The following is a 13,493-nucleotide window of genomic DNA, read 5'->3' as shown; positions in this document are numbered from 1 at the left end:
TTCTCAAAAACTGGAGAATGTTATGAACAATAATTATAAACTAATTAAAAGCATACCCATTGCTGTTTATGTTGGAATTTCTCTTTGCCATAGCCTTGGTATTCTTTTTTAATTTCGGTTGAGGTAACTCTAAAATTAGCGCCTTATTCAGGGATAATCTCTGCTGCATATTAAAAAGCATCTACCTTATCTGTAACCCCTTATATCCAAACAAAAAGAAAGTATCCTGCTGCTAATTGAGTTGGGAAAAGGACAGGTTGGAATTATCTGCGGACAGATAAACACCCGGTTAATATCCAAAAATAAATCAATATGGAATTAAATGAACAGCTGGAATATAATATACACATACCTTGGATTAGGTATAAGTTTCCCTTTACAATTTAATTACATGGAGAGAATTAAGAAATGAACAAATTCATCTCGTCTCAAAAAATCCAATTGTTTCTATTAATTCTAGGAATATTACTAATAGAACTCCCTATGAGCACCATACTCTTTGCCGTTAATAGTCCCGCGCCAAACCTGCCAATCCAGTCAAATCCTGTTGATGTCCCTTCTGAAGGGCGAGTCATTATTAAAAATCCGGATGGAACATCTATCCATACCCAGTCAGATGGAACTAAAATTCTCTATAGAAACGACGGTACAGCTGTTCAGACCAATCCCGATGGAACAACAATCACTCAAAAAAATGACGGCTCAGTAGTTGTGACTAGTCCCAATGGGACTGTTGTTGTCAGAAATAGAGACGGCTCGTTGATAACGACAAACCCTGATGGTTCAAAAATAATCACTAATGTCGATGGCTCCTCATTTAGAGTCAACAAGGATGGAACCAAGACCTTCAATAACGCGCCTTGAACATAGTTCACTATCAGCCTGTTAAAGGCCAGTTTATGCCCCTGCCTAAATAGTCAGTGGGATAAGCATTGATTATTGTTATTACGAACCTGATGAGCACAGTCGGGATTATCAGGTCCATGGGTTTACTTCGCTTGCAAAAGACGTGTTTGAAAGTATCTCTATTTAACTTGGACAGATGTATTGATTTTACTTTAAAATATAGTGGTACTATCTCCCTTTTGAGAAATCCCTTATTTCTTCCTAAACTTACTTCGCTATCAATTTAGCAAGACAGGTACTATCTAAGGATATCTACTATGAATAATAAAGATTATTGGGTTTATATCTTACTTTGTGAAAATCAAAGTTATTACACTGGTTATACTGATAATCTTGAGAGGCGCTACCGTTCGCACCTTAATGGAACGGGGGGGTGCAAATACACCCGAAGCTTTAAACCCCTCTCCATTGCCCAATGCTGGAAAATCAATAATGATAAATTATTAGCAATGCAGCTGGAGCGAGAGATTAAAAAACTCTCCAGAAAACAAAAAATGGCTATCATTGCTCACCCGGAAAATCTATCAATAGAACCTCAAGTACAACCGTACCCCCCCATTTCCGACTTGGGAATTTAGACCTACCAGGATAAATGCTGTTACGATTGAATTTTTTTCGCAAGCAAGATCAGAAAATCAGAACTTAAACGAGACCACGCTGGTTAAAAAGGTTAAACTCAACAACTTGATCCCCAACAGGTTGTTCCTGATTTTTTTGCGATAAGCCCCTTCCAAAAAGAGCATGGGAAGAAGAGCCGGGACTAGAGGTGTTTTCTTTCGCTGCGTTTAATTGGGCAGGTAGTGTACTTAACAAATCACGAACTATTGACGCCCCTTCATGCAATTCTTGCACTAAAAAACAGTTGTTCGTAGTAAGTAAACCCCATCTATAACGAGCTGGATTCCCCTCATAAGGAGTAGGTTTCTTCAAAACATCATTATTCAGAGGATGGGTGGATTTTTCTTTTAGCCAAGTGAGAAAGTTTTCTTTATCGCTTATATAACTGTTCGCTGGAACACAATGCCATCTGCTATTAGCAGTTTGATATTGCTTCATCACAATAATAGGGTTGGTAACCTCTAAACCTACTATAAGTTGATCTTCTACTTCAGAAAGATCGTTGGCTGTTAATGCTTTCTGAACTTGGCTCATGTATTTATATAACTGTTTATAATTATCAGTTCTTGTTGCTAGGAGTCGAACTTGCTCCTTTAAGCCTGAGGACAAAGGAAGAGTTAGGGCTGAACATTCATTTATCAAATCTTCAGCGCCTTTCTCTTCTTCAAAAGATAACAATTTATTAGTTGAATCTTGCAAGTCAGGGGCTTGAGGCATCTTGCTTGATGCATCTAACAGGCTCATTGGATCTAGTTCATTCAACTCTGCTTTGTCCATTGGTTCTCTTTCTATCGAGAGGTAGAGTTCACTAAAATCATCCTCGTTGTTAATTTGATTTTCAACTCCAACTCTATTGCTATAAGCTCTTAGATGATTGGAAACAAGGTCTAGAGGCGAGCTTTGATTATTCCATGTGCGCCAAAAACCCTCCATGCCATCATTAAATCCATTCTTTAAACCAACCCAGGCAACCTTAAAGGTATTTACCACAGTGGTATAGGCCAAGTAAGATGCCGCAACAACAAGACCCAATGAAACCAAAACAGCTGCACCTGGAAACACTACAAAAAGATTAAGTAGAAGATTCACAGGCCATGAGAAACCACCTCTGTAAAATAAATATGCAGCTAAAACAGGCGCGCCTATCAACGATACAGCACCTACACAAAGTGCAGCGATTCCAAATTCCAAGCTATGATAAAGTGATCGAAGAGGTAATACAGTAACCGCAAAAAACATCGCGATTAAACGCCGCAGATAAGTCATATGTACACTTAGGAATTATTTTTATTGAGTAACGAAATGTACAAAAAAATAGCGATTAAGTCAACCTGTTCATGTCAAAAAAATCCCTGACCATCTTTGGGTTCTTCTCTGTTGAAGATAAAGATTGAATCAGGAGCTTCATCAATAATCAAGGCATTTAAATATTGATCATTTTAGTTTAACCTTAGACCCAGTCTTCCCGCTGCTTTTTAAAGAGTTGTATTTGATATGGAACAAGCTGATGTGATTATTATAGGAGCTGGTGCTGCAGGTTTGATGTGTGCTATTGAAGCCAGCAAACGCCAACGTAAAGTTCTGATTCTGGATCATGCGAACAAAGTAGGTAAAAAAATTCTCATGTCAGGTGGAGGACGCTGTAATTTTACAAATTATTATATTGAACCAGGTAAGTATTTTTCCCATAACCCCCATTTTTTTAAATCCGCTTTAACACGCTATACCCAATGGAATTTCATAGCACTGGTAAAGAAACATGCTATTCCATTTCATGAGAAAACGTTAGGTCAATTATTTTGTGATAACAAATCAAAAGATATTGTCGATATGCTTTTGGCTGAGTGTCATCAAGGAGGGGCATTAATTCATTTAGATACCTCTATTCAAAAAATTCAACGAACCAAGGATCAGCAGTTTAAAATTTATAGCAACAAAGGTACAATCCATTGCGAATCATTAGTGATTGCCACCGGAGGCCTGTCAATTCCCACCATGGGTGCCAGTCCTTTCGCCTATAAGATAGCAGAACAATTTGGAATAAAAATCTGGCCAACCCGCGCAGGTCTTGTGCCATTAACTTTGGATGTTCTTGAAAAAGAAAAACTTTCCGTGCTGTCTGGTATTAGCGTCGATAGCCAGGTTCAAAATGAACGAAATCAATTTCGCGAGAATCTATTATTTACTCACCGAGGCTTAAGTGGTCCAGCAATTTTACAGTTGTCCTCTTATTGGACGCCCGGAGAAGCCATTAGCATTAATTTATTACCGGAGCAAAATCTGCAGGAAGAACTAAAATCAGCCCGTATGGATACACCCCAAAAACAATTAAGTTCAATCCTCTCCTTGTATTTACCCAAACGAGTAATTGACGTTTTTATTCCCAAAAAACTTGCAGAAACAAAGCTGGCAGCAATTTCCAATCGCGATATAGAGGCCATTAGTCATCAAATGCAATCCTGGATTGTAAAACCCAATGGTACGGAGGGTTATCGAACTGCAGAAGTTACTATCGGTGGCGTAGATTGCAATGCAATTTCATCAAAGACAATGGAAGCTAATGATATCCAAGGTCTTTTTTTTATTGGCGAAGCCTTGGATGTTACAGGCTGGTTAGGAGGGTATAATTTTCAGTGGGCTTGGTCCTCTGGTTGGGCGGCAGGTCAAGCGGTATAATTACTTGGTAAACACTCTATTTTCATGTGTTACACTAACGAAAGCTAAAGATATTACACGGAGTTTAAATTGAAAAAAATTCTTTCTACTTTTTTAATGTTATGCCTTCATTTGCATGCCAGCGCTTCATCGTCTGATTTTACTCTATGCAAGAGTACTTACGCATTATGTACCACGGCAGTTTGCCAACCACTACCTGGCAAAGCAGGGTTCGCAACCTGTGCATGTAAGGTCAAAACAGGCTATTCTGCAGGTACTAAACCATGTACTGGCATCATCAAAACAAAAGCCGGAAAAGCAGTTAGTTCTCGCTACTTCCCCATTAAAGCATATAAAAATTGCGCCAATGATCGACTCTGGGCTTTTTGTCTCGACAGTCCTTGTGTCGTTAATCCCAATGACTCGAGCAAAGCATCCTGTATTTGTTCATTAGTGAAAAACAAAGGTAATTATGTGATTGTCTCAGATGGCCGTCATAAAACATCATGCACTAGTAAAATCTATTCCTCAGCTACTGTAAATGATGTAACTCAAATAACTGCCTTTTTAAAGACACACTCCGAACTACCTCCTTTCCCAATTAAGGAGTTGAATGGGCATTAGCGGTTGTTGACCGCTAACTTGGCAAACTCCCGCTACTTGCTCCCGAGAGTTCCTCACAGCCTGAGGTTTATCTATAACTTCTGAGTTAAAACAGCCCAAATTCGACCAAGAACCTCGTGCATAGCAATTGAAAAATAGGATAAATTATAAGCATTAGGGATAATCATTTTTACCTTGTCAGAGGTACTCCAAAAAAAAGTATAATCAGTAGGAGCGGCTATTGGATGGAGTCCTTGCTGACGACATAAAGCTATAGATCGAGGCATATGAATTGCCGAAGTAACTAAATAAAATGGCTGGTTGTGAACTATTGAAACTAATTCTCGTGCTTGATCAGCTGTATTAATCGATTTCAATTCAAGAACCACATCTTGCTCTGGAATAGAAAACCACTTTGCTAATTGAGCTAAAAGTAAGGCTTCGGGTTGTTCACCCGTTGAACCTCCTCCTGATAATACTAATTTTGCCCTCGGCAGTGCTCTAAATAATCGTACGCCTTCTACCAAACGCTTGATACTAGCAGACGATAATCGGAGATTTGCTGGCATCCCTTCCAATGGATTTTGGCCGCCACTTAAAACAACGACCCAATTAATCCTGGGATCAATTTGCTGCACTATAGGATACTGTGTTTCTAATTTGTTGGTTATATAATTTGGTAACCAACCTGTACTAATAACCATTAATAATATAAAGACCATGCTCAACATGACCCGAACAAAAACAAGATAAGTCCGGCGCCATAAAAAAAAGATACATAGTCCTAAGATCAGCAGGCACAAAAAATAAGGGTTAATTACGAATTCAATCACATGTCTTAGAAAAGCCATTATCTTACTCGTCTCATTAAAAAAAGTCCGATTAAAGCAAATATAACTGTAGGGCCTAAAGCAGCCAATTCCGGAGGCCATTGAAATACGGCACTGACAGGGCCAAAAAAACGATTAACAATATGAAAACCAAAACCAACAGTTGTTCCTACTAATAATTTTGATCCCATGGTAGAAGATCTTAAAGGACCAAATATAAAAGGAATGGCCAATACCATCATTACCATAGTCGTAAAGGGTTGGATCATCCGTTGTAAAAAAGCAAATTTATAACTATGAGCATTTTGTTGACTGCGTTTTTGCTCCCGCAAATAACGATTAAGCTCATGCAAAGTCATTTCATCAGGATTTGTACCGCTAATTTTTAAAATGTGCGGTTTAACTAAAACATCCCAAGGCAGGGAGGCGAATTTCATTGCTTTGGTATGGTCTACCTGAAATTCTGTTTGCTTCACATCATAAGCAATCCATGAATTATCAACATACTTTGCTTCACGAATTTCACGAGCAACTTTTAATTCATGATGATCATCAAAGCGAAATTGATATACATTTTGCAGCACGTTATCAGGAAGAATGGTACCTATGGAGATAAAATCATTACCGTACCGCAACCAGATGCCGTGAGCTGTTCGTATCGTTTGTCCACCGGTTAATGCTGCTGTTTTATAATCGTTAGCATAGTGAGACATCCAGGGAACCAAAGTTTCGCCCATCGTAGTTATCAGAATAATTACAACTACCGATGCTTTTAAAACAGCCCAGGTTATCTGCCCAATCGACATTCCTGCGGCACGCATTACAATTAGCTCACTATGATTGGCCAGAACGCCCAAACCAATTAAACATCCTAATAAGCTGGCTATGGGAAAAAATAAATACACCTGGTAGGGCAGTTGTAGCAAGACAAATAAGGTAGTCTGGGTGATTCCATAATCAACTTTACCCAAATCGTCCATTTGACTTACAAACAAAATAAAAATCTGTAATCCAGCCAACATTAAAGTTACTAGACCAATTGCCAACAGGACAGTTTTAGCAATGTAACGATCGAGTATTCTCATACTCATGATAATTTCACCTGATTACGCCAGATCAGAAGCAAACCGATAATTACTACAAGAAGATGTATCCACCCCATTCCTATCCATAAAGGAATTTTTCCTGAAGCTGCTGCATCACGAGCTACGAACATAAAGTTAGCATAAAGAATATAAAGGATTACAGCCGGTAATAATTTGGCAAACTTTCCCGAACGAGAATTAACTCGACTCAATGGAACTGCAACAAAAGTTAAGGTAAAAACCATGAGTGGAATAGATAAACGCCATTGCAGTTCAGCCCCTTTTTGAGGATCAGAATTATTTAACGGCCATAGACTGGTAATACTGGCCGTACGCAAATCTTCGTTGAGATCTCTGACCGTTGGATGAGGCAAACGTGCTTTATAATCAGCAAATTGAGCTATCTGATAATCAGCATTCCCTGGAGTCCCTTGGTATTCTTTTCCATCTTGCAGCACGATATATTCTTCTAGGGTTTTAGGATCAGTCTCAGCATATGCCTTATCAGCCCATAATATATCCCATTGTATTTTTTCCTCCTTATTACTTTTTTTTGCTAAAAACACCTGCTCCGCCTTGCTGTGGTCACGACTCATGGATTGGACATAAAAAACTTGTTGTCCTGAGTTTATCGCATGAAACCGTCCCGGCATAATGGTTTGAATCAGTGTTTGTATCCCTGTAGAGCGTAACAATTTAGCCCGTTCTACTGCAATGAAAGGGCTTACCCAAATCATGACCACCCCAACAAAAACAGCCACAAAACCTGCCATAATAAAACTATGTTTTAATAATTGCTTTGGACCATAACCGCAAGCACGCAAGATAGTCATTTCGTTCTCAGCATACAAACGCCCGTATGCAAGTAATAAGGCCATGTAAAACCCTAGGGGCAAGAGTAATCCCATCAGATTGGGTAATTCCAGCATCATCAGTTTCATGATAATCATGCCCGGTATTTTACCGGATGCAGCGCGATTTAAATATTGGACGAACTGATTACTCAAAAAAATTAACATTAGTACCGCAGTTAATGCAATTAAGGTGAAAAACACTTCTTTAGCCAAATAACGAAAAATTATCACTCAATACCCCTGTCATGAGGATGCTGCATGCTGACTCACTTTTTTACTGAACTGGGCGGTTGAATGATTTGAGCCTACAAGCCCTTTTTGAGGGCTATCATCTCAAGTGCAGGAGCTCCAGTTGCAGGCACAGTTCCAATCTGGTAAAACTCTCTCGCATTCAAGATGACGTTTCCCGATACTTATTGAAAAGTTACCTATTCTCAATTCAACTACTAAATTTGCTTATTCAGAATAACACAAAAGACATTCACTCATGATAATTCATGATGGGCTAAATTAAAAATACCATTTGTTCCACAAACTGATTTATATTCCGAATTTCCTAAAATTAAGGGTTTATTAATTTGCGCCACTCATGATGGTTAGGTAAACTAAACTCTTTTAGTACTCTTGAGCAATAGAATGAATTATGGATTAACTCAAAAACCCTTACTAAATCACAGTGAATGTCTGGTACTGGGCATTTTCTCAGATACAGACTTGCCTGAATTTGCACATACTCTAGACAAAGAACACCATCAAATCATTTCAAAATTAGCTAAACGAGCGACTGAACCTGGGGATGCAGTATGGCAAACAGATGTTCAGGGACATAGCCTGTTAATTATTCAATGTGGGGAAAAAGCGGATTTCACTCCTGCGAGGCTACAAAAAAGACTAACGGAAATAACTGAATCTTTGCTCAAACAACGCTTTAGCTCAGCAACCCTTTGTCTTCCCCTATTAATGAAACATACTGCAGAATGGCAGTTGGAACAAATGATAATCCAGATAGACAATTTACGTTATCAACTTCTTGATTTTAAAAAGAACAGTTCAAAACCGCATAAATTGGAATCAATTACATTTTATTTACCCGGGGCAACTGAAAAGGTTTTGGAGTTGGCATTAGCGATTACGCAAGGTGTTGAGTTGACTCGTCATCTAGCCAACATGCCAGCGAACATCTGCACTCCTACCTATCTGGGCGAACAAGCAACACAATTAGCCGAACAGTTCGAGGCTATTCATTGTAAGGTTATGGGTCCTGAGGAAATACGCCAAATGGGTATGGGGGCTTTATTAGCAGTCTCCCAAGGTAGTGAACAACCACCAAGACTTATAGATATTCAATATCAAGGAGCAGGAAATACTGCGCCTATAATTCTGGTGGGTAAAGGAATTACTTTTGATTCTGGAGGTTTATCTATTAAGCCTGCTAATGCTATGGATGAAATGAAGTATGATATGTCAGGAGCGGCAAGTGTTTTAGGAATATTGAAAGCCTGCGCACTGCTGAAATTACCGATTAATGTAATTGGTCTTATTGCCAGCGCTGAAAATATGCTAAGTGGTGCAGCCATTAAACCCGGTGATATCATCACCAGTATGTCAGGCCAAACAATTGAGGTTATTAATACCGACGCAGAAGGCCGTTTGGTATTAGCCGATGCCCTTACTTATGCGGAGCGTTATAGCCCAGAGTTTGTGATTGATATTGCCACTTTGACAGGTGCCATAATTGTGGCTCTGGGGAATGTTGCTACAGGTTTTATGACTAATGATGACCAGTTAGCAAAACTTCTTGAGCGTGCGGCCCAGGAAAGCGAAGATAAAATCTGGCGCATGCCACTGGAAGAGGCGTATCAAGATGCTATAGATAGCCCCTTGGCAGATATGATTAATGCAGGTTTCGATCGGAGTGCAGGAAGTATTACTGCTGCATGCTTCTTATCCCGCTTCACCAAAAAATACCGCTGGGCTCATTTAGATATTGCCGGTACTGCATGGATTTCCGGTAAAAAACGAAATGCAACTGGTAGACCTGTCCCTTTACTCACCCAATTAATACGCCATGTCGCCAATTCGCGTTGATTTTTATTTACTGGCAAGCGACCAACCTGATGCACGCTGGTTGATTGCTTGCCGTCTCCTGGAGAAAGCCTACAGCCGTGGCCATAGAGTATATGTACATTGTGCTAATCGAGGAGATGCTGAGCTTTTAGATGATTTGTTGTGGTCATTTAGAGACGATAGCTTTATTCCCCATAACCTTTTGGGTGAGGGTCCTGAACCACCCCCACCAGTGCAAATAGGTTTTGGAAAAGAGCCTAGAGGATTTAATGACATATTGCTAAATCTTGCTCCAGAAATTCCCTCTTTTTATCCTAAATTCAAAAGGATCATGGAGTTGGTTTCTAACCGGGAAGAAGAGAAAGAACAAAGCAGAACTCATTATAAAGAATATCGATCCCAAGGCTGTGAGCTCAATACGCATCAAATAGAGTAATCGGTAGTGACCGCTCGTCACTACTATCGTATTTCCCATCTCGCGCTTAAAGGCAGGAGAGATGTGCAAACATACTATGACCACATCACATCACAGTTCTTTTTTATAGCAGCCTGTAACATATTAATCAAAGGAATTGCTCGTTTTGCCAAACCGATTTGTGGCTCACTCTCATCATCATTGTCCTGTGGATATGGACTTGTTTTATTCTTATCCTGTCCAAGACCTTGCTGCAGGCTAGATAAAGCATGAGGAACCTCTGCTGCCTTAAACGCACCGGGAACAGTGCCACTATGCCCCATTAAAGATAATAAACTTTTTGCAACATCACTAAAATAAGAAATGTTTTCATAAGCATCCGAACTAAATGTAATCAATTACAATTCTCCCTCTTTAACTGTGTTTACTTATTATAAACGTGCAACAAGTACTCCGTAACCGCACGCAAGGCCATAGCTTCCCCACCCTCAGGTTTACCTGGCTTGCTACTTGTATTCCAAGCCATGACATCAAAATGCACCCAGGGAGTTGCGGGAGTCACAAAACGCTGCAGAAACAACCCAGCTGTGATGGCACCACCATATGCTGAAGTGCTGGAGTTTGCCAAGTCTGCAACATTTGAGCTCAATAAGTCCTCATAAGCTGCAAATAGAGGAAGTCGCCAAATCGGATCCCCTGCTCTAGAAGAAGCAGCAGTTAACTCCGCTGCCACTTGATCATTATTTGAGAACACCGCAGCAATTTCAGTACCTAATGCAACACGAGCTGCACCTGTTAAGGTGGCAAAATCAATAATCAGATCAGGATGGTCTTCACAGGCATTCACTAAAGCATCTGCCAGAACTAAACGTCCTTCAGCATCGGTGTTATCAATTTCTACCGTCAAGCCATTCCGCATCTTTAAAACATCACCTGGTCTAAATGAATCAGGGCCAATAGAGTTTTCAACTGCAGGAATAAGCACTTGCAATCGAATCGGTAAACGGCGCATCATAATCCACTGGGCAAGACCGATTACATGAGCAGCTCCCCCCATATCTTTTTTCATCAAGCGCATCCCGGAGGAAGGTTTAATGTCTAATCCGCCACTATCAAAACACACTCCTTTTCCTACTAAAGTAATACGCGGATGTCGCTCATCACCCCAGGTTAAAGACAATAATCGCGGGGCCGAAGCAGAGGCCCTGCCAACAGCATGAATAGCTGGAAAATTATCGATAAGTAATTCATTACCAATCCATTGCTTAAATTGAGCTTTATAGGTTTTAGCCAATTGCTCTACCGTCTCAGCCATTTGTTTAGGCCCCATATCGCTAGCGGGGGTATTAATCAAATCACGGACTAGATAGATGGATTGGGTTAACGCGATTAAATTGGGTAATTCCTCTCCATTAACGACTAAAAGTCGCGGCTGCAGATCGTATTTTTTATAAGTAACAAAACGATATTGTGCTAATCCCCAGGCCACTGCTCCTTCCTGGGTTAACTTATCTTGTAGTTGATAACTCCCTGGCGGTAAAGACAGCGCAGCATTGGCTAATGCTAACTCCTGATTGCCAGAACCAGAGCCCACATAGGCCTTATCTACCAAGCCGTCAGCATTGTTGATCAAACAATAATCGCCTGTTCTCCCCTTGAATTGGCGCACAGCAAGACAATTTCTTTCAACCGATGATATAGCTTGAATTTGTTTTTCCCATTGATGTTGGGAAATTAAAAAAAGTGGGACCGCTCTATCACCATGTGTTTCATAAAATACATCAGCTTGCATCGTTCTTATTCCTTCATCTGACCGCGTAAATGACTGAATCTAAGTCCCGTAAGACCTAAAACAAGTACATATAGTACCACAACTGCTAAAACATGAGTTAATAATAGGCTTAAGCGCGCTACAGGAGGGAAACTCAACCAATAATTTACTGTTCCGCTCATGAACCATAAATATACAGTAATTACTCCGTTAGCAATCATCAATTGCACACCGTATTTCAGCCATCCTGGGGATGGCTGAAATACGCCGCGTCTAACCAACAAATAGAGTAACAGGCCACAATTGACGTAACCTGCAAGTGCCGAAGCCAAAGTTAATCCTGCATGAGCAAAAAAACCAATAAAAATGGAGCACAATATCGTATTCACTATCATCGACACAGCACCTACTTTAACCGGAGTACTGATATCCTGACGAGCATAAAAACCAGAAGCCAAAACTTTTACCATCATAAAAGCAGGAACCCCTGATGCAAGCGTGATAAGGCTTTTTTGGGTTTGCATTAAATCATAAACGTGAAATTTACCGTAAGCAAAGCAACTGGCAATTAAGGGCATGGCAAAAAGAGCCAAACCTAAACCAGCTGGTATTCCTATTAATAAAATGGATCGTAAGCCCCAATCCAAGGCTCGAGAATACTGCACATCGCTTTGTTCAGCATGTTTTCTTGAAAGATGAGGTAGTATTACAGTGGCAATAGCTACGCCAAAAACACCCAATGGAAAATCAGTCAATCGATCTGTATAGTACAGCCAGGACACACTTCCTACTTTCAAAAAAGAAGCAAAAATACTATCAACCATTAAATTAAGTTGGGCAATTGAGACACCAAACAACGCGGGTATCATCAATTTTAGTACTTTATTAACACCAGGGTCATCGCGGACTACTCGAGGCCTGATTAACAGATTTTTTTGATATAAAAAGGGTAACTGAAAAAGCAATTGAGCTATTCCTGCAATTAAAACGCCCCAGGCTAAACCTACAACGGGTTGTGGCAAATTAGGACACAAAAAAATAGCAGCTAAAATCATACTGATATTAAGCAGCACTGGAGTAAAAGCAGGCACTCCAAAATATCCATATGTATTGAGAACGGCTCCTGCCATTGCGGTTAAAGAAACAAGCATCAAAAACGGGAAGGTAATTCGAAGCATCACCGTGGCTAAATCAGAACGAATACTGTCATGACTAAAACCTGGGGCAAACAAAAAGATAATCAATGGAGAGGCAATAATTCCTATTATCGTTACCAGGGTGAGAATGGAACTTAAATATCCAGCAATTCGTGCAATAAAAGTTCTGACATCCTCTGCAGATCCCGTTTTCTGATATTCAGCCAAAACAGGAACAAAAGCTTGAGCAAAAGCACCTTCGGCAAAAAGACGACGCATGAAATTAGGAATCCTGAAGGCTACAAAAAAAGCATCCATTCCGGCTTGAGCACCAAAAAAATTAGCAAGGACCATATCGCGAATAAATCCCACCATACGAGATATAAAGGTCATTACTGAAACAAGAGTGGTTGAACGTAGTAAACTTTGTCGTTTTGGTACCATAATATCCGTCGCTGACATATCTTTCATTGAAAAAAGTGGATTTATCCTATGATATACCGAAATTATTAAAGTTACATCAAGGACTATATTGACAAATTCTAACTCATTG

General features: G+C 39.9%; 13 protein-coding genes. 6 read left to right on the top strand and 7 right to left on the bottom strand.

What is annotated here, in order from left to right; translation table 11 throughout:
- Positions 1-408: 408 nt before the first annotated feature.
- Both HRS36_RS02975 and HRS36_RS02970 read left to right on the top strand, forming a co-directional pair.
- The gene (locus HRS36_RS02975) at positions 409-864 is read left to right on the top strand and encodes a hypothetical protein (protein WP_173236185.1); all 456 of its coding nucleotides are present in this window, start codon (positions 409-411) and stop codon (positions 862-864) included.
- Positions 865-1,163: 299 nt separating this feature from the next.
- Positions 1,164-1,484, top strand: a complete 321-nt coding sequence (locus HRS36_RS02970) for a GIY-YIG nuclease family protein (protein WP_173236184.1) — start codon at positions 1,164-1,166, stop codon at positions 1,482-1,484.
- Between the two features lie 64 nt (positions 1,485-1,548).
- Here HRS36_RS02970 and HRS36_RS02965 read toward each other — a convergent pair whose 3' ends face one another.
- Positions 1,549-2,790 carry an MnhB domain-containing protein gene (locus HRS36_RS02965; RefSeq protein WP_173236183.1) on the bottom strand — a complete coding sequence of 414 codons (1,242 nt, stop codon included), beginning with the start codon at positions 2,788-2,790 and terminating at the stop codon, positions 1,549-1,551.
- 228 nt (positions 2,791-3,018) lie between these two features.
- Here HRS36_RS02965 and HRS36_RS02960 point away from each other — a divergent pair, with 228 nt between their 5' ends.
- Together HRS36_RS02960 and HRS36_RS02955 are read left to right on the top strand one after the other, a co-directional pair.
- Positions 3,019-4,200 carry a BaiN/RdsA family NAD(P)/FAD-dependent oxidoreductase gene (locus tag HRS36_RS02960; protein ID WP_173236182.1) on the top strand — a complete coding sequence of 394 codons (1,182 nt, stop codon included), beginning with the start codon at positions 3,019-3,021 and terminating at the stop codon, positions 4,198-4,200.
- A 69-nt stretch (positions 4,201-4,269) separates the two neighbouring features.
- Positions 4,270-4,803, top strand: a complete 534-nt coding sequence (locus tag HRS36_RS02955) for a hypothetical protein (RefSeq protein WP_226905553.1) — start codon at positions 4,270-4,272, stop codon at positions 4,801-4,803.
- A 71-nt stretch (positions 4,804-4,874) separates the two neighbouring features.
- On the opposite strand, the gene HRS36_RS02950 is transcribed toward HRS36_RS02955, so the two are convergent.
- The 3 genes from HRS36_RS02950 to lptF form a co-directional block, all read right to left on the bottom strand.
- Positions 4,875-5,504, bottom strand: coding sequence for a YdcF family protein (locus tag HRS36_RS02950; RefSeq protein ID WP_275940998.1), 630 nt, complete (start codon positions 5,502-5,504; stop codon positions 4,875-4,877).
- 128 nt (positions 5,505-5,632) lie between these two features.
- The gene (gene lptG, locus HRS36_RS02945) at positions 5,633-6,703 is read right to left on the bottom strand and encodes an LPS export ABC transporter permease LptG (protein WP_173236180.1); all 1,071 of its coding nucleotides are present in this window, start codon (positions 6,701-6,703) and stop codon (positions 5,633-5,635) included.
- Positions 6,700-7,782, bottom strand: coding sequence for an LPS export ABC transporter permease LptF (lptF, locus tag HRS36_RS02940; RefSeq protein ID WP_173236179.1), 1,083 nt, complete (start codon positions 7,780-7,782; stop codon positions 6,700-6,702). Before lptF ends, lptG begins: the two co-directional genes overlap by 4 nt.
- Before the next feature lie 405 nt (positions 7,783-8,187).
- Between lptF and HRS36_RS02935 the strand changes: the two genes are divergently transcribed.
- Together HRS36_RS02935 and HRS36_RS02930 are read left to right on the top strand one after the other, a co-directional pair.
- On the top strand, positions 8,188-9,639 hold the full coding sequence (locus tag HRS36_RS02935; RefSeq protein WP_173236178.1) for a leucyl aminopeptidase: 1,452 nt from the start codon (positions 8,188-8,190) through the stop codon (positions 9,637-9,639).
- Positions 9,620-10,054 carry a DNA polymerase III subunit chi gene (locus HRS36_RS02930; protein ID WP_173236177.1) on the top strand — a complete coding sequence of 145 codons (435 nt, stop codon included), beginning with the start codon at positions 9,620-9,622 and terminating at the stop codon, positions 10,052-10,054. The genes HRS36_RS02935 and HRS36_RS02930 overlap by 20 nt, the downstream gene beginning before the upstream one ends.
- A gap of 74 nt (positions 10,055-10,128) precedes the next feature.
- Here HRS36_RS02930 and HRS36_RS02925 read toward each other — a convergent pair whose 3' ends face one another.
- The 3 genes from HRS36_RS02925 to murJ are packed head-to-tail and all read right to left on the bottom strand — an operon-like array spanning position 10,129 to position 13,402.
- Complete coding sequence (locus HRS36_RS02925; RefSeq protein ID WP_173236176.1) at positions 10,129-10,431, bottom strand: DUF1840 domain-containing protein; 303 nt, start codon at positions 10,429-10,431, stop codon at positions 10,129-10,131.
- 26 nt (positions 10,432-10,457) lie between these two features.
- The gene (locus HRS36_RS02920) at positions 10,458-11,825 is read right to left on the bottom strand and encodes a leucyl aminopeptidase family protein (protein ID WP_173236175.1); all 1,368 of its coding nucleotides are present in this window, start codon (positions 11,823-11,825) and stop codon (positions 10,458-10,460) included.
- A gap of 5 nt (positions 11,826-11,830) precedes the next feature.
- Positions 11,831-13,402 (bottom strand): murein biosynthesis integral membrane protein MurJ, encoded by a 1,572-nt coding sequence (gene murJ, locus HRS36_RS02915; protein WP_173236174.1) that lies wholly within the window; start codon positions 13,400-13,402, stop codon positions 11,831-11,833.
- Positions 13,403-13,493: the final 91 nt, after the last annotated feature.

The organism is Legionella antarctica (assembly GCF_011764505.1).
Classification (GTDB): domain Bacteria; phylum Pseudomonadota; class Gammaproteobacteria; order Legionellales; family Legionellaceae; genus Legionella; species Legionella antarctica.
This window is presented reverse-complemented; position numbering and strand designations above follow the sequence as displayed.